The following is a 23,707-nucleotide window of genomic DNA, read 5'->3' as shown; positions in this document are numbered from 1 at the left end:
GCCTCGGGATATGGCTCATGCAAATTGATACACAGGAGGCGTAAAAAGATGCTTGAATTACAGGATATCTGTTATCAGGTCACAGAGGATTCTCAGGATATCGACATCCTGAGAGATGTCAATTTAAAAATAGATGACGAATTTACGGTAATTACCGGCCCGAACGGAGGCGGAAAGTCCACGATGGCCAAGATTATTACCGGAATCGTGAAGCCTACGTCCGGAAGAATTCTGCTGGACGGTGAGGATATTACGGATCTGTCGATTACAGAGCGGGCCAAAAGAGGAATCAGCTTCGCGTTTCAGCAGCCGGTCCGTTTCAAGGGACTGACAGTACTGGATCTTCTGAATCTGGCTCACGGAGAGAAGCTTTCGCTGGATGCGGCCTGCCAGTATATGTCAGAGGTGGGCTTGTGCGCCAGGGATTATATCAACCGGGAGGTAAACGCCTCTCTGTCCGGCGGCGAGCTGAAGAGAATTGAGATCGCGATGGTGCTTGCGCGTGGGACAAAGCTCTCTATTTTCGACGAGCCGGAGGCGGGGATCGACCTCTGGAGCTTCAACAACCTGATTCGGGTATTTGAAGAGATGCGCCGGAAAATCAACGGCTCCATCGTAATTATTTCCCATCAGGAGAGAATCTTGAATATTGCGGATCGTATCGTCGTGATTGCGGATGGAAAGGTGACGGATCAGGGGACAAAGGAGGAGGTTCTTCCAAAGCTCCTGACTTCTTCGGAAGCGTGCAGCACATTGATGGATAAGGTAGTTTAGAGCGGCAGGAAGGAAACACTCAAACTGCGGCAGCATGATAGAAAAGAGGATAAAAGTATGGCTCAGAAGATGGATCAGTTACAGATGCATATGCTGGAGAAGATAGCAGATCTTCACGGCGTGCCGGAAGGCGCTTACAATATCCGTTCCAACGGGGCGCTGGCCGGAAGAAATACGACTGCAAATATTGATATTGTAACCAAAGAGGATAAACCAGGAATCGACATTATCATCAAACCGGGTACAAAGAACGAGAGCGTGCATATTCCGGTGATCGTCAGCCAGAGCGGCTTAAAGGATCTGGTATACAATGATTTTTATATCGGGGAGGATGCGGACGTGACGATCGTGGCGGGCTGTGGCATTCACTGCGGCGGTGACGATACGACAGAGCACGACGGCATCCATACCTTCCATATCGGAAAGAATGCAAAGCTGAAATATGTGGAGAAGCATTACGGAGAGGGAGACGGAGCCGGAGAGCGGATTCTGAACCCGACGACGGTTATTTACATGGATCAGGACAGCTACATGGAGATGGAGACGACCCAGATCAAGGGTGTGGATTCTACGATCCGCGATACGAATGCGGAGCTGAAGGACGGAGCGACCCTGGTGATCAAGGAAAAGATCATGACCCATGGGAAGCAGTACGCGGAGACGAATTTCCAGGTAGATCTGAATGGCGTGGACTCCAATGCAAATGTGGTGTCCCGTTCTGTGGCGAAGGGCAGCTCCCATCAGGTATTCAACTCCAAAATCTGCGGCAACAACAAGTGCTACGGACATACAGAGTGTGACGCAATCCTGATGGATGAGGGCCATGTGGTCGCAGTGCCGTCTCTGGACGCCAACGATCTGGACGCCAGCCTGATTCACGAGGCTGCTATCGGAAAGATAGCCGGAGAGCAGCTGATTAAGCTGATGACGCTGGGACTGACAGAAAAGGAAGCGGAAGAGCAGATTGTAAGCGGCTTCCTGAAATAGGAAGCGTTGACAAATACAGTCTCAGGTGATAACATTAGGGACATATATGGGCTGTAAAAGCCCTGAAAATAAGAAAATGCAAGAAAAGCGAAGGATGGAGAGAAAGCAATGGCATTACTGAAGCAGTGGCGCGATATGGCCTACGACGAGAAGGCAAATAAAGGAGATATCCAGAGATTCTGGGCGAAATATTTTAACATAGAAAAAGAGATCTATGAGCAGCTTCTGGAGGATCCGGACACCGAGGTAAAGGGAACTGTCAAGGAGCTGGCAGAGAAATATGGTCAGGACGTTATGACCATGACGGGCTTCCTGGACGGCATCAATGACAGCCTGGTGGAGCCGAATCCCATCGAGGAGATGGAGGAGGATACCGTTGTATCCCTGAGGTTTGATAAGGAAAAGCTTTATAAAAATATGGTGGACGCAAAGGCGGACTGGCTCTATGAGCTTCCCCAGTGGGACAAGATCTTCTCTAAGGAGAAGCAGAAGGAGCTGTACATGGAACAGAAGAAATCCGGCACAATTGTAAAGGGGCCGAAGATTGGAAGAAACGATCCCTGCCCCTGCGGAAGCGGAAAGAAGTACAAAAAATGCTGCGGAAGAAATGCATGAGTAAGCTGTTTCTGATTCTTGGCACGATTTTTACAGTCTATTATATCGGAATTATTTTATATGCCGGCGTGCATGCGTCCTTTGCCTGGTTCTGGCTGGGCCTGGGCGCTGTATGCTGGCTGGCTCTGGCCGTCTGCAGGGTGCCCGCCCTCCAGGCGGCCTTTCTGCGCATTCCCTCAGGAGTCCGGGCGTCGGCAGGCGTCCTTCTGGCGCTGGGCATCCTGATTTTTCTCGCGGCGGAGGGATGCATCATCAGCGGTATGGCCCAGAGTGGAAAAGGCTCCTGCGATTACCTGATTGTACTGGGGGCTCAGGTGAAGGGGACGCGTGTGAGCCGTGCGCTGAAGCAGCGGCTTGACCGGGCCGCGGAATATCTGAGCGAGAATCCGAAAGCCCTGGTCATCGTGTCCGGCGGTCAGGGCTCCGGCGAGGATATCACGGAAGCGGAGGCCATGGAGGAATATCTGCTTGAGGCCGGAATCGGACAGGAAAGGATACGGAAGGAAGAAGAGTCTGTCAATACTGTGCAGAATATCCGGTTCAGCCGAGAACTGATGGAAGGAGAGGAGCCTTCTGTCGGAATTGTATCAAATGATTTCCATATCTTCCGCGCTGTGCATATCGCAAAGGCTCAGGGGATAGATGCCAGCGGGATTCCGGCTCCGACGGAGATTTTCATGCGTCCGCACTATATGACGCGCGAGGCATTTGCGCTGGTGAAGGATCTGCTGCGCGGGAATGCGGTGTTTTGAGCAGAATATTATGCGGGAATGCTTATATGGCAAAACAGAATGTGAGGTTTTGTGCAGAAAGATTAACAGGAGGGAAGAAGGAGTGAGTGACAACAGTACAAGCCTGACGAAAACCAGCCGGTTCCTGAGCATGATTCTCAGGCACCGGCCAGAGGCAGTTGGGATTACACTGGATGAGCATGGCTGGGCCAATGTGCAGGAGCTGCTCCTGGGAATGAAAAGGACGCATCCGATCGATATGGACATGCTGGAGGAAATCGTGAGGACGGATAATAAGCAGAGATATTCTTTTAATGCGGACAAGACGAAAATTCGGGCGAATCAGGGGCATTCGATCCCTGTGGACGTGGAACTGCCTCTTGTGGAGCCGCCGGAATATCTGTGGCATGGCACCGGGGAGAAGTATGTGGAATCGATCGGGGAGCAGGGGCTAATTGCGAAAAGCAGGCTATATGTGCATCTGTCGGCAGACAGGGAAACAGCCCGCACCGTGGGAGCGAGGCATGGCAGGCCTGTCGTTTACAGAGTAAAGACGGGACAGATGCAGGAGGACGGCTTTCTGTTCTATCGTTCGGTAAACGGTGTCTGGCTGACGAAGCAGGTTCCGGTCAGATATCTGGAGAGAGACGATGAAGCTTGATCGAATGATAGGCATCCTGGCGGTGCTTCTCCAGCAGGAAAAGGTGACGGCTCCCTGGCTGGCAGAAAAATTCGAGGTGTCCCGGAGAACGATTAACCGGGACATTGAGCGGCTCTGCATGGCGGGAATTCCCATTGTGACGTCCCGCGGAGCCGGAGGCGGGATTTCCATTATGGAGGGCTACAAGATAGACAGGACGCTGCTTACCTCCTCTGATATGCAGGCAATTCTGGCAGGGCTGCGAAGCCTGGACAGCGTCAGCGGGACGGGACGCTACGCGCAGCTCATGGACAGGCTTCTTCCGGGGGCTTCGGAGCTTCTGAGCGGAGATCCGCATATCCTGATAGATCTTTCCTCCTGGTACAAGACTGCTCTGGCGCCGAAGTTAGAGCTGCTCCATGAGGCGATTGAAAACAGCCGTCTGGTGTCCTTTTCCTATCATGCTCCTTCCGGCGAGTCCAGCCGCCTTGTGGAGCCGTATGATTTGATTTTCCAGTGGGCGGGCTGGTATCTGTGGGGCTGGTGCAGGACAAGAGAGGATTTCCGCCTGTTCAAGCTGAACCGGATGACAGAGCTTGCAGATGCCGGTTCCTTTGAAAAACGGCCGGCTTCTCTGCCGGATCTGTCGCAGGAAAGGGTATTTCCCCATGTGTTTCAGGTGAAGGCGAGAATTGAACCGGAATACCGGTGGCGGCTTATTGAAGAATACGGGGCGGATAGCTTTCAGGAGCAGGAAGACGGTTCGCTTCTGTTTACCTTTGGATTTACAGATAAAACCGGCATTGTTGGATGGATTGCTTCTTTTGGAGGAGGCGCAGAGCTTCTGGAGCCGGAAGAGCTTCGGCGTGATTTGGCGCAGTTTGGAGAAAAAATCCGAAAAAGACATTTGGATACATAAAATAAACATGACATACTGCTGTCGTATTTCCCTTGATAGAATATCTGTAAAAAAGGGGATGAGGCATAATTATGGCGACCAGCCGGGAATTTGCAGAATATGTGACGGAACAGCTGCAGGATGCGGGAAGAATCACCTGCCGCAGGATGTTTGGGGAATATGGGCTGTTCTGCGGAAGAAAATTTTTTGGTATGATTTGTGATAATACGCTGTTTATCAAGATCACGGAAGCGGGACGGGCCGTCTGCCCGGGACTGCCGGAGGAGCCTCCCCATGAAGGAGCCAGAAACTGTTTTCTGATCGAGGAGACAGATGACAGGGAGCTTCTGGCCAGGCTTGTCACGGCGACCTGCGGAGAGCTTCCGGAGCCGAAGGAAAAGACCAGGCACAGGAAAAGACAGGGCGCGGGAAAGGAAAAAGCCCAGGCGCAGGAAAAGGCAGGGCACAGGCGAGGAAAAAGCTCAGGCGCAGCCGGAAAGCGGGATTCGGGGAAATAAACAGCTATACAGGAGGAAAACAGGGGCAATGGCATTCGATTATAAAAAGGAATACAAAGAATTTTATCTGCCGAAGAGCAAGCCAGGCCTGGTGACTGTACCTGCGATGAATTTTATCGCGGTGCGCGGAAAGGGAGATCCCAACGAAGAGGGCGGAGATTACAAGACAGCTATGGGGCTCCTGTACGGGCTTGCGTTTACAATTAAGATGAGCAAGCTTGGAGAACATCAGATAGAGGGATATTTTGATTATGTTGTGCCTCCGCTGGAGGGCCTCTGGTGGCAGGAGGGCAGGGAAGACATCGATTACAGCCGCAAGGATCTGTTCCGGTGGATTTCCATGATCCGCCTTCCGGATTTTGTGACAGAGGCAGACTTTGAATGGGCGCGCCGGGAAGCGGCGCGGAAGAAGCAGCAGGATTTTTCACGGGCAGAATTTCTGCCCTGGGAGGAAGGGCTCTGCGTCCAGTGTATGCATGTCGGCCCTTATGACGAGGAGCCGGCGACGCTTGAGGCAATGCGGCGGTTTATGAAGGAGAATAAGCTGAGCCCCGATTTTTCGGAGGGCAGGCGCCATCATGAGATTTATCTGAGTGATGTGAGGCGGTGTAAGCCGGAGAGGCTGAAGACGGTGATCCGGGTGCCGGTGAGGAGAAACGGTTGATATGAAGTTTTGGGATTTCCGTGCTGGTCAGATTTAGACTATATATTTGTATGGAAATTGCGTAGAGCATATGAAAGACACCTTCAGGGCGGCAAAAACAAAAATGTTTTTGCCGCCCTGAAGGATATGTTTGTTACACATAACATTATTATTTCAATCCGCAAGTTTCCCTGACATTTTTTATAATAGCACATTCTATATTGATAATTAATATTTCAATAAAGTTAATATTAAAAATCATATATTTTATATTGCAAATATAACTGGAATATGTTACCATAAATTTAGGCCTAATATAGCCAGCTCCGGAGCGGAAGGAGAAGGTAAATGGAAAGCAAAAACACGAATGAAAAGGAAAAATATCTCGCCCATATCAGCGAAGATAAAAAACGGGAACAGACGGTGTTAGAGCATAATCAGGGGGCTGCCTTACTTGCGGGAGAATTTGCGTCAAAATTCGGCTGCAGAGAATGGGGGCAGGCAGCCGGCCTGTGCCACGACATCGGAAAATATTCGAAGGGGTTCCAAAAACGCCTTCTGGGGGAAGGACCTCCTGTAGATCATTCTACGGCGGGAGCTCAGGAGCTTTATGCCAGAGGCTATCTCATGGTTGCTTACTGCGTGGCAGGACATCACAGTGGGCTGCAGGACGGAGGCAGCGCAGCAGCGGATGAAAGCGATGCAGGCACTTTTCTGGGAAGGATGAAAAAGCAGGTGGAGGATTACAGTGCCTTTCGGGAAGAGACAGAGATCCCAAGGCTTTCAGATGTACCATTGAAGCCTTTAGGGAAAGGAGGATTCAGCGTTTCCTTTTTCATTCGAATGCTTTTTTCCTGTCTGATTGATGCGGATCGTCTTGATACAGAGCGTTTTATGATGAATGGCATGGTGGAAAGAGGCGGATATGACAGCGTAGAAATCCTGATGGATCGCCTGCAGGCTCATATTGCGCCTTGGCTTCGGCAGGAGGCTCTCTCCACAGTAAATGGACGCAGAACGGCCATTTTAAAAAATTGTCTGGAAAAAGGAAAGGAAGAACCGGGACTTTTTCAGCTGACTGTTCCCACAGGAGGCGGAAAGACGACAGCGTCGCTGGCATTTGCGCTGCAGCAGATGAAAACCTATGGAATGGATCGGGTGATTTATGCGATTCCGTATATTTCTATCATTGAGCAGAATGCTCAGGTCTTTAAAGACATTTTGGGGGAGCACAATGTTTTGGAGGATCACAGTAATGTATCCGTGGAAAATCCGGAGAAGCTGAGAAAGGAGCAGCTTGCGGCAGAAAACTGGGACCGTCCAGTCATTGTGACGACAAATGTTCAGTTTTTTGAATCTTTATTTTCCAATCAGACTTCAAAGTGCAGAAAGCTGCACAATATTGCGAACAGTGTGATTATCCTTGATGAAGCGCAGATGCTGCCGTCGAAGTACTTAATCCCCTGTATCTGGGCGCTGAGCGAACTGATTTGCAATTATCACTGCACAGCTGTGCTCTGTACGGCGACACAGCCGTCGCTGGCGACGTATTTCCCAAAAGGAATACAGGCCAGGGAGCTTTGTCCGGATGTGAATAGCCAGTATGAGTTTTTCAAAAGAACCCGTTTGATATACGGAGGCGTATTTTCTGAAAAAGAGCTGGCAGAGCGGCTTCAAAAGGAAGAACAGGTTCTGTGCATTCTGAATAGCCGGAAACGTGTGCAGAGAATTTACCGGAAGCTAAACGGGGAAGAAGTGTATCACCTTTCTACTCTGATGTATCCGAATCATAGAAAGCGCGTTTTGAGAGAAGTAAGAGAGCGTTTGGCTGATGGCCTGCCATGCCGTCTGATCGCCACCAGCCTTGTGGAAGCCGGCGTTGATTTGGATTTTCAGGCTGTGTATCGAGAACTGGCAGGAGTGGATTCTGTGATTCAGGCAGCTGGTCGGTGCAACAGAGAGGGAAAACGGTCCAGGGAAGGGAGTCTGACCGTTATTTTTACGATGGATAAGGAAGAGAAAGCAGATATTCCGGCGGAACTGAATCAGCCGATTGCTGTGGCGGAACAGATTCAGAGGGAATTTGATGATATATCCTCTCTGGAAGCTATTCATGAATATTTTGAGCGTCTGTACCGTTATAAAGGGGAATCGCTGGATTCAAAGGGGATTGTGGAACAGTTTGAGCAGGGAATCCGGGCTTTCAGCTTTCCATTTGAGACAGCAGCGTCCAGGTTTCATCTGATAGAAGAACGGACAAAAACGATTCTGGTGGACAAAGAGCCGGAAGCCCGACGGATTGCAGAACAGCTTCGCGCAGGATGTTTTTCAAGAGAATTGATGAGACAGGCAGGCGGATATTGTATACAGGTCTATGATAATCTGTTCGAGGATTTGAGAGGAGCAGGTCTGATAGAAGAGCTGTTCCCGGAATTTTACCGGCTGCGAAGCGCGGAGCAGTACAGGGAGGATGTGGGACTTTTACTGAATGTCTCACGGGGAGATGCTGTATTTGCCTGAGAGCAGGATGAAAATATGGAAAACAAAGGAAAGGAGGCGTGGCATGAGCCATGGAGTAAAGGTTCGGGTGAGGGGAGATTTTGCCCTGTTTACCCGGCCGGAAATGAAGGTGGAACGCTGTTCTTATGACGTGATGACGCCATCGGCAGCCAGAGGAATTCTGGAAGCCATATACTGGCATCCGGGCATGCGGTGGAAGATTGACCGGATTTATGTATGCAGGCCCATTCAGTTTACCAGCGTACGCAGAAATGAAGTGAAAGGCAAGGTTTCCGCAGGTAATGTGATGTCTGTCATGAATGGGGGAACGAAACCGCTGTATATCTGTGCAAAGGATGAGATTGTGCAGAGAGCGTCGATGATTCTTAAGGACGTGGAGTATGTCATAGAGGCGCATTTTGATATGACAGATAAGGCAAATGAGGGTGATAATCCGGGAAAGTTTAAGGATATCATCATGCGGCGGCTGCGGAGGGGAGAGTGCTACCATATGCCGTATTTTGGATGCAGGGAATTTCCGGCTCATTTTGAACTGTATGAGAAGGATACGGTAGACACTGCCTATGCAGGGGAAAGGCGGGAACTGGGTTACATGCTGTATGATATGGACTACACAGATCCGGAAAACATTACGCCCATGTTTTTCAGGGCTGTGCTGGATGGCGGTGTCCTGGATGTGAGGAAATGCGAGGTGGTTCGATGATTCTGCAGTCCCTGGTCCGTTATTATGAAATATTGGCGGAAAAAGGAAAGGTAGAGCAGCCCGGCTGGTGCAAGGCAAAGGTTTCCTTTGCGCTGGAGCTTTCAGAGAAAGGAGAACTCATAGGGGTACTGCCTTTAAAGGATAAGGATGAGCGCGGGAAGAAAGTGGCTTGGGGTCCAAAAGAAATCCGGGTTCCGCAGATGCTGACCAGATCCTCCGGTGTGGCTGCCAATTTTCTCTGCGATAATACAAGCTATTTTCTGGGAACAGATGCAAAAGGAAAACCGGAACGTTCGCTGGAGTGCTTTGAATGCGCAAAGGAAAAGCATCTGGAGATCCTGAAAAATACTGACAGCCCTGCGGCAGAAGCGGTGAAGGCCTATTTTGAGACATGGAATCCGGGGCAGGCCTCTGAAAATCCCGTATTGCAGCCCCATCTGGATGAAATGATGGCCGGAGCCAACCTGGTATTTTTATGGAAGGGCCGTTACGTGCAGGAGGACAGTGAGGTACAGAATGCCTGGGAGTCATACCGGCAGCAGGATGAGCAGGAAGCGGAAGGTATCTGTCTGGTGACAGGGAAAAGGAGCTCGATTGCCCGGATTCACAGCAATATTAAGGGACTGCAGGGAGCACAGTCCAGCGGGGCGGCCCTCGTGTCTTTTAATGCTCCAGCGTTTGAATCTTACGGGAAAGAGCAGAGCTACAATGCTCCGGTGGGAAATTACGCAGTTTATGCTTATACGACTGCATTGAATTATCTGCTGAAAGACAGAAAAAAAATGTCTTATGTCGGAGATACGGCAGTGGTGTACTGGGCCGAAAATGGAAAAGAAGTTTATCGGAGTGTGTTTGCGGCTGTTTCAGAACCAGTATCAGACAATCAGGAACTGGTGCATGGGGTATTTCACAATCTGGAACTTGGACGGGCAGTGGATCTGGAAGCTGTTCAGGACAAGCTGGATCCGGAGCAGAAATTCTGCATTCTGGGAATTGCGCCAAACGCGGCCAGAATTGCGGTACGGTTTTTCTACACAGACAGCTTTGGAAATATTTTGAGGCATCTGAAAGAGCACTATGATCGAATGGAAATTGTCCGTCCTGCCACAGATACGCTCAGATATCTTGGCGTATGGAGAATGATGCAGGAGACTGTTAATCAGAAATCAAAGGACAAAAAGCCGGCAGCCGGCCTGACAGCCCAGGTATATCAGAGTATTATTTCAGGCGGCCGGTATCCGGATGGCCTGTATCAGGCAGTGCTTGGAAGAATACGGGCAGATCAGGACAACAGCGATCAGCGGATTTATAAGATTACCAGGGGAAAGGCGGCGGTTATCAAGGCTTATCTCCTGCGGAATACCAGTTATGAAAGAGAGGTTTTGACTGTGGCATTGAATGAAGACTGCAAAATTCCAGCTTATGTGGCGGGCAGGGTGTTTGCTGTGCTGGAGGAAATTCAGGAAAAAGCGAATCCGGGAATCAATTCGACCATTAAAGACCGGTATTTTAACTCGGCCTGCGCAACGCCCGGAGTTGTATTCCCGATTTTGATGAAATTAAAAAACAGCCATATCCGGAAGCTGGAGAGCAAAGGAATGCGGATTTATTTTGAACAGAAGCTCACGGAACTCGAGGGAAAGCTGGAGATTCAGGAGGACGGAACCATATGGCCCAGGCGGCTGTCCCTGGAGGAGCAGGGGGCGTTTATCCTGGGGTATTATCATCAGACACAGAAACGGTATGAGAAGAAAGAGAAAGGGGAGCAGGAATAATGGCAGAGGTAATTAAAAACAGGTATGAATTTGTAGTTTTATTTGATGTGGAAAATGGAAATCCGAACGGAGACCCGGATGCAGGCAATCTTCCCCGCATTGATCCGGAAAGCGGATATGGAATCGTAACAGACGTATGTCTGAAGAGAAAAATCCGTAATTACGTGGAGACTGTAAAGGAAGACGCGCCGGGATACCGTATCTACATCAAGGAAAATGTTCCTCTGAACCGCAGTGATAATGAGGCGTATCAGGCACTGGGGACAGACGAAAAGAAGATTAAGGAGCTGAAAAAGAGCACACCGGATATTGACCGGAAAATTCGTGATTTTATGTGTGGCAATTTTTATGATATCCGTACCTTTGGAGCAGTGATGACGACTTTTGTGAAGGCAGCCCTGAACTGCGGGCAGGTGCGTGGCCCGGTACAGCTTGGCTTTGCACGGAGTATTGATCCGATTATTACACAGGAGGTCACGATTACCCGTGTAGCGATTACTACGGAGGCGGACGCGGAAAAGAAAAGTACGGAAATGGGGCGTAAAAATATCGTTCCCTATGGACTTTACCGGGTGGAAGGATATATTTCGGCAAATCTCGCAAGAAAGGTGACAGGATTTACGGAAGAGGATCTGGAACTTCTGTGGGAAGCCCTTATTAATATGTTTGAGATTGATCATTCGGCGGCCCGCGGTAAAATGGCTGTACGGGAACTGATTGTGTTTAAACACAGCAAAGAGCTTGGAGACTGCCCGGCCTATAAGCTGTTTGACGCAGTAGAGGTACAGAAGAAGGACGATGTACTCTATCCGAGAAAATACCAGGACTATACTGTGACGATTCACAAGGAGCAGATTCCGGATACAGTGGAGGTACAGAGAAAGATTTGATGGAATACCGGGAAGAAGATTATCTGATGCTCTCGGGAATTCAGCATTTTGCTTTCTGCCGGAGACAGTGGGCGCTTATTCATATTGAACAGCAGTGGCAGGAAAATGAACATACAGTACAGGGTGAACTGCTTCATAGGCGGGCGCATGACGGATATCATTCAGAGAGCAGGAATGAAGTAATTATAAGCAGAGGAATGCCTGTTTATTCCAGAAGCATGGGAGTCAGCGGCGTCTGCGATATTGTAGAGTTCCAGAAAGCGGAGGAAGGCATTTCCCTGCACGGACATAAAGGTCTGTACCGCGTATATCCGGTGGAATATAAGAAGGGAAGTCCGAAAGACACTGATATGGATATTCTGCAGCTTGCGGCACAGGCCATGTGCCTGGAAGAAATGCTTATGACGCAGATAGAAGAAGGGGCAGTGTATTACGGCGAGACCAGAAGGCGAACCCGGGCTGTATTTACAGAAGAACTGCGAAGCCGGGTCCGGATATGCTTTGAGGAAATGCATCAGCTTTATAAAAGACGCTATACGCCGAAAGTGAAATGGTCAAAAAGCTGTAATGCCTGTTCTCTTCGGGATATCTGCCTGCCGAAGCTTGGAAAGGCTTCGACTGTGGAGCATTATATAGAAAAGATAATCGGAGAAGATACGGAATGAAAAAGCTTTTGAATACTTTGTATGTGACCTCTCCGGATTCTTATCTGTCTCTGGATGGTGAAAACATAGTGATTTTGGACGGAGAGAAAGAATTGGGGCGAATTCCTCTGCACAATCTGGAAGCAATCGTTTCCTTTGGTTACCGCGGTGTCAGCCCAGCGCTTATGGGCGGCTGTGCTAAAAGAAACATTGCGTTGTGTTTTCTGACGCCTCAGGGAAAATTCCTTGCCAGAGTGACAGGAGAGACGCGGGGAAATGTAGTTCTCAGGAAGCGGCAGTATGTGGCATCAGAACAGGAGGACACAGCACTGGGAATTGCCAGAAATTGTATATTGGGAAAGGTATACAATTCACGTTGGATACTGGAGCGGGCTACGCGGGATCACAGTCTGCAGGTGGATGTCGAAAAGCTGAAAAAAGCGTCAGGGTTTTTGAAAAATTCCTTGAAGGCAGTCCGGGAATGTTCATCCATGGAGCAGCTCAGAGGATATGAGGGAGAGGCGGCAAGCATCTATTTTGGTGTATTTGACCAGCTTATTCTTCAGCAGAAAAAGGATTTTTCTTTTATGAGCCGAAACCGCCGCCCTCCTCTGGATAATGTGAATGCAATGCTGTCATTTGTATATACGCTTCTTACGAATTCGGTGGCGGCAGCCCTGGAGACAGTCGGCCTGGATCCTTATGTAGGATTTATGCATACGGATCGTCCGGGCAGAGTATCGCTTGCTCTCGATTTGGTGGAAGAGCTCCGTCCGGTTCTGGCTGACAGATTTGTGCTGACCATGATCAATAAAAAAATGGTAACAGCCAGAGACTTTACGGAAAAAGAGGATGGAGCGGTACTGATGTCAAATGAGGCAAGAAAAAGGCTTCTTACAGAATGGCAGAATAAGAAAAAGGAAGTAATCACACACCCCTATCTGAATGAAAAAGTGGAGTGGGGCATGATTCCTTTTGTACAGGCAATGCTTCTGGCAAGATATCTGCGAAATGATTTGGACGAATATCCGCCGTTTTTCTGGAAATAGAGGCAGGAGATAATATGCTGGTTTTGATTACATATGATGTCAACACGGAAACCGCTGCCGGGAAAGCCCGGCTCCGCAAAGTCGCAAAGCAATGCGTAAACTATGGAACACGCGTACAAAATTCTGTTTTTGAATGTGTGATAGATACGGCGCAGCTTCTGGTTTTGAAATCAAAATTGATTGATATTATCGACGAAGAGGTGGACAGCCTGCGGTTTTATTATTTGGGAAACAAGCACAAGACGAAAGTGGAACATGTAGGCGTGGAAAAAGGGATCAAAGTGGAAGAGCCTCTGATTTTCTGACATGTCTGAGGAAGGTTTGAAAAGTAGAATTTGTTTTCTGAGAAATGAACGCAGGAGACAAGCCTCGAGGTATTTATAAATGATTTATGATTAATGAACCTTGTGTTTCAGAATGGTTGGATTGTGCTTTATATGGGTTTATTATGCTTGAATTCTTATCTCTGTAGAAAATGATGTCGTAATACTCGAAATAGCATATGCTCGTAGCGGAAATATCTTTACTAATCTGTGTGTAACGGGAGTGTTTTTCGTTATCATTTATGTGAAAAAATGATATATAGTAAAAGGTTTTAATTGTGTCGAGAAATAATTTAAGCATATGCAATACTATATACCATTGTTTAGAAGAAAGGAGAAGTGAAACAGAAATGCAGTTGTGCGAACTATAAGTGAGCATAACATACCTGTTTGATTCGCACTGCAGATAACTGCGAAAGTGAGATGTGAAAAACAGATTTGAGGGATATATTGTAAAATTCTGTGTATGTGCAATACGAGAATGAACAAACTGTGCAAAACTGGTAGATTTCAGAAAAAGAAATTTAGGCAGTTTTGCTGTCACCGCCCTTGTGGCGGTGAGGATTGAAATTTATTGTCAGTTACACTTGTACAAGAATCTGTCCGTCACCGCCCTTGTGGCGGTGAGGATTGAAATTGTAGGTGATTATATCGTTTGTGGAGTCGATGGAGAAGTCACCGCCCTTGTGGCGGTGAGGATTGAAATTCCCGAATGAACCGCCACTTAAAGTTGTATCGGCATGGTCACCGCCCTTGTGGCGGTGAGGATTGAAATCATATAATGTTTAGAAGCATAGGTTCCTTCCGGGGTCACCGCCCTTGTGGCGGTGAGGATTGAAATCAAATCCGCACCCCGAATATGCGGTTCGGAACTGCGTCACCGCCCTTGTGGCGGTGAGGATTGAAATATACTGGAAAGGTTTCGATCCCGGACAACAGGTCGTCACCGCCCTTGTGGCGGTGAGGATTGAAATATCGAATATCAATGCTTTCCTGACCTCCGAATCAAGTCACCGCCCTTGTGGCGGTGAGGATTGAAATAATTCCGGTCAGAGTCATTGCAGAGTTTACGGTGTCACCGCCCTTGTGGCGGTGAGGATTGAAATCAGAAAGGAAACACAATGGTATCCACAGCTGAAATGGTCACCGCCCTTGTGGCGGTGAGGATTGAAATAAAAAATTCGGGGACTCTGGGGTTTATGCTCCTAAGTCACCGCCCTTGTGGCGGTGAGGATTGAAATCTATACCTCAAAACTGTTTAACCACGAGACTTAGAGTCACCGCCCTTGTGGCGGTGAGGATTGAAATCACTATAGCGAAAGTCAAAGATGTTGCCGAAACTGGTCACCGCCCTTGTGGCGGTGAGGATTGAAATTTGAAACTGAGCGCACAGGAAGATGGGTATCTGTGTCACCGCCCTTGTGGCGGTGAGGATTGAAATTGGTTTCCAAGGGTGGGCCACACGCGCGGATATAGTCACCGCCCTTGTGGCGGTGAGGATTGAAATGGTACATCTTCCCGCCTTTTCCCGGCTTTACCTGGTCACCGCCCTTGTGGCGGTGAGGATTGAAATAGCTTATCCCTCGCAATCCTGCGGGCTATGATATGTCACCGCCCTTGTGGCGGTGAGGATTGAAATCCGAACGTTACCCATGTCGGGGCCGATCCGTTCGGTCACCGCCCTTGTGGCGGTGAGGATTGAAATTATTCATCTTCATCCGGAGCCGTGGTTTCCGATGTCACCGCCCTTGTGGCGGTGAGGATTGAAATAGAGGATTGCCGATGAGAGCCAGGTGACGGGGTCGGTCACCGCCCTTGTGGCGGTGAGGATTGAAATTTCCAGAATGTCAATCGTGCTGTCTGTCGGAGCCTGTCACCGCCCTTGTGGCGGTGAGGATTGAAATTCTGTTCGGTCAAAATCGGATTATCCTCTGGCGTGTCACCGCCCTTGTGGCGGTGAGGATTGAAATTCACAAAATTCCTGAGGTTCATGTCTCACCTCACAGTCACCGCCCTTGTGGCGGTGAGGATTGAAATTCCGATCTCCATGTAAAATCCAAAGAACGTCCAGTCACCGCCCTTGTGGCGGTGAGGATTGAAATGTGAACGTGGTGTCTAACAGTGTAATTCCGCAGGGTGTCACCGCCCTTGTGGCGGTGAGGATTGAAATTTCTTCAACCGGGCTGTCTGCCCCATAGTCAATGTCCGTCACCGCCCTTGTGGCGGTGAGGATTGAAATAGATCGATTCCCGTGAGAAAGCGCGGGCTATTACTGTCACCGCCCTTGTGGCGGTGAGGATTGAAATTTTACCTGTTGGACTTTGTACATTTCTCCGGCTTGTCACCGCCCTTGTGGCGGTGAGGATTGAAATAAGAAAATGTCCCCCGAAGAAGAAGTTGCATCCTGTCACCGCCCTTGTGGCGGTGAGGATTGAAATGAATCGCGTATCGCGAAATCAAATCTGGATTTTGCGTCACCGCCCTTGTGGCGGTGAGGATTGAAATTTCGCAAATTAATAGAGATTTTCACAGACCCTTAGTCACCGCCCTTGTGGCGGTGAGGATTGAAATTCCCTGCCATTGTGTTGCCTCCTAAAATGATTATGTCACCGCCCTTGTGGCGGTGAGGATTGAAATTGATAAGGCATTACACCTACCGGAGTGCCATAGCGTCACCGCCCTTGTGGCGGTGAGGATTGAAATTTTATATATCAAAAAGAGCCGACCTCCCGAAAGGTCACCGCCCTTGTGGCGGTGAGGATTGAAATATCATTATTTTGTTGTCTCCTTTTGCAATATATGTCACCGCCCTTGTGGCGGTGAGGATTGAAATTACGAAGCGGACAGGTCAAGGCATCCTGAGTAGCGTCACCGCCCTTGTGGCGGTGAGGATTGAAATTCTCGTACTATTGCAGGATTTTCGGGATATTTGGTCACCGCCCTTGTGGCGGTGAGGATTGAAATCATAACAACCAAGGATATGTGCAGAGGGATTATAAGTCACCGCCCTTGTGGCGGTGAGGATTGAAATAATATACTTCTGAGGGCGGTGGTAGTACCGGAGTCGTCACCGCCCTTGTGGCGGTGAGGATTGAAATCTCCCAGAGTGGATCGGATGCTGACCGGTACAGCTGTCACCGCCCTTGTGGCGGTGAGGATTGAAATATAGAAGGAGACACGCAGCAGAAGATTGGAGAGAGTCACCGCCCTTGTGGCGGTGAGGATTGAAATGTTTACTGCCTGCTGCTCTTCCGGGCTTACAGCCGTCACCGCCCTTGTGGCGGTGAGGATTGAAATCAGAAAGCATCATGGTTTTTACGATCCAGTAGAGTCACCGCCCTTGTGGCGGTGAGGATTGAAATCAGATCGATGGAGACGTAGACGAAGAGTATTACGTCACCGCCCTTGTGGCGGTGAGGATTGAAATTATTAGTTACCCAAAATGGTGAATTGAATCTCCAAGTCACCGCCCTTGTGGCGGTGAGGATTGAAATTGCAAACATTCCAACGTAGATATTGGGAACCCAATGTCACCGCCCTTGTGGCGGTGAGGATTGAAATTTCCGGTGCATTACTACGGGTATTTCACCGTCCCTGTCACCGCCCTTGTGGCGGTGAGGATTGAAATCGCATGGTCGGCGCCCCATAGTCCGCAGCCACCGTCACCGCCCTTGTGGCGGTGAGGATTGAAATCCTGGCCATAATATTTTACAAGGAACGCTCTGACGTCACCGCCCTTGTGGCGGTGAGGATTGAAATACAATCTCTTCGCCGTCTGACAGGCCGGTTTTCACGTCACCGCCCTTTTGGCGGTGTGGATTGAAATCCAGATAGGCATATCAGTGTTATTCATTCTTGGCCATCGCTCTTGTAGCAACGAGAGTTGAAATAGTGATTATGTGGAGAAGGCGCTCACAACAGTTCGTTCACTACCCTGACGATGAAAAGGAGTGAAAGTAGAGTATGCGGACAATGACGCGACGGTCCATGACATGCCATCACCTTTACAGCAGTGAGAAACTCAATAAAAGCTCCTGTGTATTATACTCTCATTAGTGTTGTGGGCCTTGCATCGGTCACCAATAAAAGAATTAAAATATAAAATACTTGATATTTTTGGCTGATTAGTAATGAAAAATACGTTATAATTTAACAATCTCATCACATTATCAGTAGTCACTGGAAAGTAGAAGCAAAAAAGGAGATGCGGGTATTGTGGGGAATTTATCCTTTTGGGAGAATGAGTGTGATAATGCCATTCAGTGAAAAACTATTTTCTGCAGAATGTGTTCATAATAGTAGTGGCTTTTACAGAATTACAACATTATAGCAAAAACGGAGGAATCCAACCATGCCGCCATGCACCATATGTCCCCGCAATTGCCGAATTGACCGCACCGCCGGTCAGAAGGGCTATTGCGGTGTCACAGGAACCAAAATCAAAGCCGCCCGCGCGGCGCTTCATATGTGGGAAGAGCCCTGCATCTCGGGAACGAGGGGCTCTGGGACCGTATTTTTCAGCGGCTGCCCTTTAAGATGCGTGTATTGTCAGAACCGTGATATCGCAGGGGCAGAAGCGGGAAAAGAAATTACGCCGGAACGGCTGTCAGAGATTTTTCTGGAGCTTCAGGAAAAAGGGGCGGTAAATATCAATCTTGTGACGCCCACCCACTATACGCCGGAGATTGCGTGGGCGGTAAAGCAGGCTCAGGCCTGCGGCCTGACGCTCCCTGTTGTGTATAACTGCAGCGGCTACGAAAAGACAGAAACGCTCCGGGTGCTGGAGGGAATTGTAGATATCTATCTGACAGATTTCAAATATATGGAATCCGAGACAGCTGCACGCTATTCTCATGCGCCGGATTATCCGAATGCTGCCAAAATGGCCCTTGAGGAAATGGTTCGTCAGCAGCCGGAGCCGGTTTTTGGCGAAGACGGCATGATGAAAAAAGGAGTGATTGTCCGGCATCTGCTGCTCCCGGGACATTTGAAGAACGCTAAGGCGGTTGTGCAATATGTGTATGAGACATATGGAGATCGGGTATACCTAAGCCTTATGAATCAATATACGCCTCTTCCGGGCATGGAAAAATGGCCTGAGCTGAACCGGAGGGTGACGAAACGAGAGTATGAACGGCTGGTTGCTTTTGCGGTGGAGCTTGGAGTGGAAAAAGGCTTTATTCAGGAAGGAGAAACAGCGGAAGAGAGCTTTATCCCAGCCTTTGACAATGAGGGAATCTGAAGGCGGGAAATTTGTAAATGAATTGACAGGGCAGAGTAAATATGCTATCATTTTCGGTAGAAAAAGAGAGACTTTTGGCGAAGCTGTCAGAAGTCTCGCTTTGTGTAAACGATAAGGAGGAAAGGAAATGGAATTTCTATGGGAGGGGCTTATGTCCATCACCTGGCAGCAGGTTGTGATGTATGCGGTGGGAATCCTGCTGATCTATCTTGCTATCAAAAAGGACTATGAGCCTGCGCTTCTGCTTCCAATGGGCTTTGGAGCAATCCTGGTAAATCTGCCTTTGTCCGGTGTGATTAATCAGGAGATGGAAGGCATTGGTGTTGTGAATGGTATTATTGAATGGTTGTTTAACGTGGGTATTGATGCGTCTGAGGCGCTGCCAATCCTGCTGTTTATCGGTATCGGAGCGATGATTGACTTTGGCCCGCTTCTGTCTATGCCGTCTATGTTCCTGTTCGGTGCAGGTGCGCAGTTTGGTATTTTCTTCGCGATCTGTGTGGCAGTGCTGATGGGCTTTGACCTGAAGGATGCTGCGTCTATTGGTATTATCGGAGCTGCAGATGGCCCGACCTCGATTCTGGTGTCTCAGGTCCTGCATTCCAACTATGTGGGGCCGATTGCGGTGGCAGCGTATTCGTATATGGCGCTGGTGCCGATTGTGCAGCCTGTTGCTATCCGTCTGGTGACCACAAAGAAGGAACGCAGGATCCATATGGACTATACGCCGGGAACAGTTTCTCAGAAGATGAAGATTGCGTTCCCGATCCTTGTTACCTTCCTGGTAGGTCTGGTGTCTCCGCAGTCTGTTGCCCTGGTAGGCTTCCTGATGTTCGGAAACCTGCTGCGCGAGTGCGGTGTGCTTGGAAACCTGTCTGATACGGCTCAGAATGTGCTGGCAAATCTGATTACCCTGCTTCTGGGAATCACGATTTCCTTCAGTATGCGCGCGGAAGCCTTCGTAAACTTTGACACGCTTCTGATCATGGTGCTTGGTCTGGTTGCCTTCATTTTCGACAGTATCGGCGGAGTGCTTCTTGCGAAGTTCCTGAACCTGTTCCGTAAGAAGAAGATCAATCCGATGATTGGAGCTGCCGGAATTTCCGCGTTCCCGATGTCTGCCCGTGTAGTTCAGAAGATGGCGATGGAAGAGGATCCGTCAAACGTGATTCTGATGCACGCCATCGGAGCAAACGTATCAGGTCAGATTGCTTCCGTTATCGCCGGAGGTCTTGTCATCAGCCTTGTGGCTGCTTATCTGTAGGAGGTGCGTATTAAGATGGGTGATTTTATCATTGCACTGGAAATTATGGTAAAGGGAATGGTCGGAATTTTCGTGGTAATCGGCATTCTGACACTCCTTGTAATGCTCATGGGAAAGATATCCGGCCCAAAGAAAAAGGATGATGAGCAGGCATGAGAAGAAGTGACAGAGAGATTCGGGATTTTGATGAAATTCTTGAAGTCATGAAAAAATGTGACGTCTGCCGGATTGCCATGCAGGGGGACGAATATCCCTATGTGATTCCGCTCAATTTTGGCATGGCGGTGGAGGGACAGCAGGTGACGCTGTATTTCCACGGAGCGCAGACGGGTATGAAGTATGAGCTGCTTTCAAAAAATAATAAGGTCTGTTTTGAGATGGACTGCGGCCACATGCTTTTTACGGATATGGAAAAGGGCAATTGCACCATGTGCTATGAAAGCGTGATTGGGTACGGTGTCCTGGAGGATGTGCCTGAGGAAGGAAAGAGAGAGGCTCTTGATATTCTGATGGAGCATTATCCGGTTCCTGCCGGCTTTCATTACAATGAAGCTGTGGTGGCTCAGACTCGTGTGTTAAAGCTGACGGTGGAATCCATGACTGGAAAGCGGCGTGAGAAAAAATAATAGAAATCAATGTTTTAAGATTCGGGGCGTTCTGAAAATCAGATTCAGAACGCCCCGGTTTTAGATTACAGCGGTTATGGCGCCAGGATTGTCCGGCCAGCCCGGAGCAGTCCCGGTCAATAGCATTTATCGCAGGGGGTAAGTCCTCTGGCCAGAGCCTCGTCAAGGGTTGCCTCATAATAAGTGCCGTTTCCGCATTTATGAGTGTGATATTTGCTGCCTGTTCTGGTGACCAGCACGGTCTGAGAGTTTGTCACTCCGGAATCTGCAGAGGAAGAGGCGGAAGAAGAGCCATCGTTTATAGAATCAGCAGAGGCCGTAGTGGAGGAAGCTTCTTTTTTGGAATTCTGGGCTTCCTCAAGCTCATCCTGCGTCTGTTCCAGCTCATCTTGTACCTGGGCAAGCTGCTGCTGTGTCTCCTCCAGGGCTGCTTTTGTGTCGTTTAATTCTGCTTCCTTTTGCTCCAGAAGAGCCTGCGTCTCTGCGAGCGCTTCATCGACAGCTGCCTGTATCTGTGAATCTATTTCCGCAGAAGCAGCTTCAGCGGCGTCAGGAGCCTCGGAAAGCGCCTGGGAGCCGGGAACCTGGGAGGGCAGCAGAGATGAGACTGCGATCGCCAGAAACCAGATCCCCATAACGACAGTAACAGGCCATTTGACCCACTTATGCCACTGAGGCTTGTACTTCCACATCAGATAGCAGCCTGCAGGGAAAAAGACAAGAAGGAGAAGAATAATCCATCCTGTTTTCTGGTACCATTTCATACTAATTCCTCCTCTTTTGTAAGATGATTCTGAGCAGATAACTGCTGCTCAGGATAATTCATACTGATTATACCAGAATATTCCTGAACATTCTATAAGATTTGAAATATTTTACAGAATTATTTGGAGAAATGGAAACAGGAAATATTCATTGCAGGCCGGACGGGCTTATGCTATCGTAGAAAAAGAGGAAACATTTCAGCAGGCAGGGAGCCTCCTGCCGGTGGAGAGACAAAAGCGGGAGAAGAAGATATGGCAAAAATATTGCTGGTAGAAGACGATAAAGACATTATAGAGAACTTAAGCGCCGTGCTCCGGGCAGAAGGGTTTCAGGTCCGGGCGGAGGAAGGACAGAGAGAAGCCCTTGAGGCGGTGGAAGAGGAAAGCTTTGATCTGCTGCTTCTGGACGTGTCACTGAAAAACGGCAACGGGTTTTCTGTCTGCTCGGCGGTGAAGGCGGTCTCAGATCTTCCTGTGATATTCCTGACGGCTTCCGGAGATGAATTCAGCGTCGTCACGGGTCTGGAGCTGGGGGCCGAGGATTATGTGAGCAAGCCGTTCCGGCCCCGGGAGCTGATTTCCCGGATACGAAGCGTCCTGCGGCGCTGCGGGAAAAGCCAGGCAGTAGTGGAGATAGAGGGGCTGAGAGTGGACACGGTAAGGGCTGTGGTCACCAGGGATGGGCAGGACTGCCTTTTGACGGCGCTGGAGTACCGTCTGCTCCTGTTCTTTTTGAACCACAGGGGCATGGTGCTGTCCAGAGGAAGACTTCTGGAGGAAATCTGGGATGCGGCAGGAGAATTTGTGAATGATAATACGCTGACGGTCTATATCAAACGGCTCCGCGAGAAGATAGAGGCCGATCCGCAGAATCCCATCATTATCCGCACAGTGCGCGGCCTTGGATACAAGCTGGGAGAATAGGGAGGAAACGTATGCGTTATCTGCGAAATTCAGAGCTTTGGCGTCAGCTTTTGGTTTCTCTGCTTTTTTGGGTGTCAGCGGTTCTGGCGGCCCTTTTCTGTTTTCCGGGTCAGACAGGATGCGCGGTCTTTCTTGGAGCGCTGGGGCTGCTTGTCATCCTTTTCTGGCTTTTCTTTACGGTCAGGCGTTACCGGAGGCTGGAACATCTGGCGGCGGACGCAGACAGGCTGCTTCACGGGGAACGGTCCCTCGATTTGTCCCAATATCAGGAAGGAGAGCTGGCGATTCTGGCGAACGAGCTGCAGAAGCTGATTTCCCGGCTTCAGGATCAGTCTGACCGGCTTCAGAAGGAAAAAGTGTATTTAAGCGATTCTCTGGCGGATATCTCGCACCAGCTCCGTACCCCGCTGACCTCGCTGAATCTGCTGCTTGCCAGACTGCCTGGGGAGGCGGGGGAAGAAGAAAGGCGCCGCCTGGTCTATGAGGCGGGGCAGCTTCAGCAGCGGATTTCCTGGCTGGTGGAGGTTCTGCTGAAAATCGCCCGTATTGACGCGGGGACGGCTTCCTTTGGAAAAGAACGGGTGGATGCGGCACAGCTTGTCCGTACGGCTCTGGAGCCTTTTTGTATTCCCATGGAAATACGGGGACAGAGAGCGGAGCTTCAGATACAGGAAAACGCCGGTTTCTCAGGCGATCCGGAATGGAGCACAGAGGCCCTGGGCAATATTATAAAAAACTGTCTGGAGCATGCAGGAGAAGGAGGGGTGCTTAGGATCCGGGCGCTGGAAAACAGCCTTTATACTGAATTTATCGTAGAAGACGACGGGCCTGGGATCAGCCCGGAGGATCTGCCCCATCTGTTCGAACGGTTTTACAGGGGAAAGCAGCCCTTTGGCTCCGGCGTGGGAATCGGCCTGGCTCTGGCCCGCATGATTATAAATGCCCAGAATGGAACGGTAAAAGCGGAAAACAGAACAGAGGGCGGGGCGAGATTTATCCTGCGGTTTTATAAGGGAATCATATAGCGTCAGTGTGTCTTCCTCCCCCCTGAAGCTTTCCGGCACAGACAAAAGGAAAAGTGACAATTTTGTTATTTTTCAGTCACGGCAGCGTCACCTGCTCCTGGTATACTGAAAAAAACAAAGCGGGAGAGTCCGGCAGAGCGCCGGGCGGAGAG

22 protein-coding genes and 1 CRISPR repeat array are annotated in these 23,707 nt (G+C 49.5%); of the genes, 21 read left to right on the top strand and 1 reads right to left on the bottom strand.

The window, feature by feature from the left end; genetic code table 11:
• The first annotated feature begins 48 nt into the window (after nucleotides 1-48).
• The 19 genes from B5E77_RS09870 to B5E77_RS09785 all read left to right on the top strand — a co-directional run bounded on the left by B5E77_RS09870 (nucleotide 49) and on the right by B5E77_RS09785 (nucleotide 20,842).
• Nucleotides 49-774: an ABC transporter ATP-binding protein gene (locus B5E77_RS09870; protein WP_087165209.1), complete on the top strand. Its 726-nt coding sequence runs from the start codon at nucleotides 49-51 to the stop codon at nucleotides 772-774.
• 69 nt (nucleotides 775-843) lie between these two features.
• The gene (locus B5E77_RS09865; RefSeq protein WP_087165254.1) at nucleotides 844-1,761 is read left to right on the top strand and encodes a SufB/SufD family protein; all 918 of its coding nucleotides are present in this window, start codon (nucleotides 844-846) and stop codon (nucleotides 1,759-1,761) included.
• Nucleotides 1,762-1,869: 108 nt separating this feature from the next.
• Nucleotides 1,870-2,376, top strand: a complete 507-nt coding sequence (locus B5E77_RS09860; protein WP_087165208.1) for an SEC-C metal-binding domain-containing protein — start codon at nucleotides 1,870-1,872, stop codon at nucleotides 2,374-2,376.
• The gene (locus tag B5E77_RS09855; RefSeq protein WP_162609677.1) at nucleotides 2,373-3,128 is read left to right on the top strand and encodes a YdcF family protein; all 756 of its coding nucleotides are present in this window, start codon (nucleotides 2,373-2,375) and stop codon (nucleotides 3,126-3,128) included. Before B5E77_RS09860 ends, B5E77_RS09855 begins: the two co-directional genes overlap by 4 nt.
• A gap of 82 nt (nucleotides 3,129-3,210) precedes the next feature.
• Complete coding sequence (locus B5E77_RS09850; protein WP_275532759.1) at nucleotides 3,211-3,768, top strand: RNA 2'-phosphotransferase; 558 nt, start codon at nucleotides 3,211-3,213, stop codon at nucleotides 3,766-3,768.
• Nucleotides 3,758-4,666: a helix-turn-helix transcriptional regulator gene (locus B5E77_RS09845; RefSeq protein WP_087165205.1), complete on the top strand. Its 909-nt coding sequence runs from the start codon at nucleotides 3,758-3,760 to the stop codon at nucleotides 4,664-4,666. The genes B5E77_RS09850 and B5E77_RS09845 overlap by 11 nt, the downstream gene beginning before the upstream one ends.
• A gap of 71 nt (nucleotides 4,667-4,737) precedes the next feature.
• On the top strand, nucleotides 4,738-5,163 hold the full coding sequence (locus B5E77_RS09840; RefSeq protein WP_087165204.1) for a TfoX/Sxy family protein: 426 nt from the start codon (nucleotides 4,738-4,740) through the stop codon (nucleotides 5,161-5,163).
• Nucleotides 5,164-5,191: 28 nt separating this feature from the next.
• Nucleotides 5,192-5,827: a GyrI-like domain-containing protein gene (locus tag B5E77_RS09835; RefSeq protein ID WP_087165203.1), complete on the top strand. Its 636-nt coding sequence runs from the start codon at nucleotides 5,192-5,194 to the stop codon at nucleotides 5,825-5,827.
• A 327-nt stretch (nucleotides 5,828-6,154) separates the two neighbouring features.
• The gene (locus B5E77_RS09830) at nucleotides 6,155-8,326 is read left to right on the top strand and encodes a CRISPR-associated helicase/endonuclease Cas3 (RefSeq protein WP_087165202.1); all 2,172 of its coding nucleotides are present in this window, start codon (nucleotides 6,155-6,157) and stop codon (nucleotides 8,324-8,326) included.
• 43 nt (nucleotides 8,327-8,369) lie between these two features.
• Nucleotides 8,370-9,029 carry a type I-C CRISPR-associated protein Cas5c gene (gene cas5c, locus B5E77_RS09825; RefSeq protein ID WP_087165201.1) on the top strand — a complete coding sequence of 220 codons (660 nt, stop codon included), beginning with the start codon at nucleotides 8,370-8,372 and terminating at the stop codon, nucleotides 9,027-9,029.
• Nucleotides 9,026-10,804: a type I-C CRISPR-associated protein Cas8c/Csd1 gene (cas8c, locus tag B5E77_RS09820; RefSeq protein ID WP_087165200.1), complete on the top strand. Its 1,779-nt coding sequence runs from the start codon at nucleotides 9,026-9,028 to the stop codon at nucleotides 10,802-10,804. Before cas5c ends, cas8c begins: the two co-directional genes overlap by 4 nt.
• Nucleotides 10,804-11,694: a type I-C CRISPR-associated protein Cas7/Csd2 gene (gene cas7c / locus B5E77_RS09815; RefSeq protein WP_087165199.1), complete on the top strand. Its 891-nt coding sequence runs from the start codon at nucleotides 10,804-10,806 to the stop codon at nucleotides 11,692-11,694. Before cas8c ends, cas7c begins: the two co-directional genes overlap by 1 nt.
• Nucleotides 11,694-12,359: a CRISPR-associated protein Cas4 gene (gene cas4 / locus B5E77_RS09810; protein ID WP_087165198.1), complete on the top strand. Its 666-nt coding sequence runs from the start codon at nucleotides 11,694-11,696 to the stop codon at nucleotides 12,357-12,359. The genes cas7c and cas4 overlap by 1 nt, the downstream gene beginning before the upstream one ends.
• On the top strand, nucleotides 12,356-13,387 hold the full coding sequence (cas1c, locus tag B5E77_RS09805; RefSeq protein ID WP_087165197.1) for a type I-C CRISPR-associated endonuclease Cas1c: 1,032 nt from the start codon (nucleotides 12,356-12,358) through the stop codon (nucleotides 13,385-13,387). The genes cas4 and cas1c overlap by 4 nt, the downstream gene beginning before the upstream one ends.
• Nucleotides 13,388-13,401: 14 nt before the next feature.
• Nucleotides 13,402-13,692, top strand: coding sequence for a CRISPR-associated endonuclease Cas2 (gene cas2 / locus B5E77_RS09800; protein WP_087165196.1), 291 nt, complete (start codon nucleotides 13,402-13,404; stop codon nucleotides 13,690-13,692).
• Between the two features lie 557 nt (nucleotides 13,693-14,249).
• Nucleotides 14,250-17,536: a CRISPR direct-repeat array (repeat unit 32 nt; unit sequence GTCACCGCCCTTGTGGCGGTGAGGATTGAAAT).
• Nucleotides 17,537-18,061: 525 nt separating this feature from the next.
• Nucleotides 18,062-18,952 carry a radical SAM protein gene (locus B5E77_RS09795; RefSeq protein ID WP_087165195.1) on the top strand — a complete coding sequence of 297 codons (891 nt, stop codon included), beginning with the start codon at nucleotides 18,062-18,064 and terminating at the stop codon, nucleotides 18,950-18,952.
• Nucleotides 18,953-19,079: 127 nt separating this feature from the next.
• Nucleotides 19,080-20,216 carry a sodium ion-translocating decarboxylase subunit beta gene (locus B5E77_RS09790; RefSeq protein WP_087165194.1) on the top strand — a complete coding sequence of 379 codons (1,137 nt, stop codon included), beginning with the start codon at nucleotides 19,080-19,082 and terminating at the stop codon, nucleotides 20,214-20,216.
• Nucleotides 20,217-20,231: 15 nt separating this feature from the next.
• Nucleotides 20,232-20,372 (top strand): OadG-related small transporter subunit, encoded by a 141-nt coding sequence (locus tag B5E77_RS17090; RefSeq protein WP_143468609.1) that lies wholly within the window; start codon nucleotides 20,232-20,234, stop codon nucleotides 20,370-20,372.
• On the top strand, nucleotides 20,369-20,842 hold the full coding sequence (locus B5E77_RS09785; RefSeq protein ID WP_087165193.1) for a pyridoxamine 5'-phosphate oxidase family protein: 474 nt from the start codon (nucleotides 20,369-20,371) through the stop codon (nucleotides 20,840-20,842). The genes B5E77_RS17090 and B5E77_RS09785 overlap by 4 nt, the downstream gene beginning before the upstream one ends.
• A gap of 116 nt (nucleotides 20,843-20,958) precedes the next feature.
• Here the strand turns inward: B5E77_RS09785 and B5E77_RS09780 are convergent, their stop codons facing one another.
• The gene (locus B5E77_RS09780) at nucleotides 20,959-21,606 is read right to left on the bottom strand and encodes a hypothetical protein (protein ID WP_087165192.1); all 648 of its coding nucleotides are present in this window, start codon (nucleotides 21,604-21,606) and stop codon (nucleotides 20,959-20,961) included.
• Between the two features lie 252 nt (nucleotides 21,607-21,858).
• On the opposite strand from B5E77_RS09780, the gene B5E77_RS09775 reads away from it, so the two are divergent.
• Both B5E77_RS09775 and B5E77_RS09770 read left to right on the top strand, forming a co-directional pair.
• A complete protein-coding gene (locus tag B5E77_RS09775) occupies nucleotides 21,859-22,530 on the top strand; it encodes a response regulator transcription factor (protein WP_087165191.1) in 672 nt (223 codons plus the stop codon).
• Nucleotides 22,531-22,541: 11 nt separating this feature from the next.
• Complete coding sequence (locus tag B5E77_RS09770) at nucleotides 22,542-23,555, top strand: sensor histidine kinase (RefSeq protein ID WP_087165190.1); 1,014 nt, start codon at nucleotides 22,542-22,544, stop codon at nucleotides 23,553-23,555.
• The last annotated feature ends 152 nt before the right edge of the window (nucleotides 23,556-23,707 follow it).

The sequence above is a fragment of the Lachnoclostridium sp. An131 genome (assembly GCF_002160825.1).
Taxonomy (GTDB): domain Bacteria; phylum Bacillota; class Clostridia; order Lachnospirales; family Lachnospiraceae; genus Laedolimicola.
This window is presented reverse-complemented; position numbering and strand designations above follow the sequence as displayed.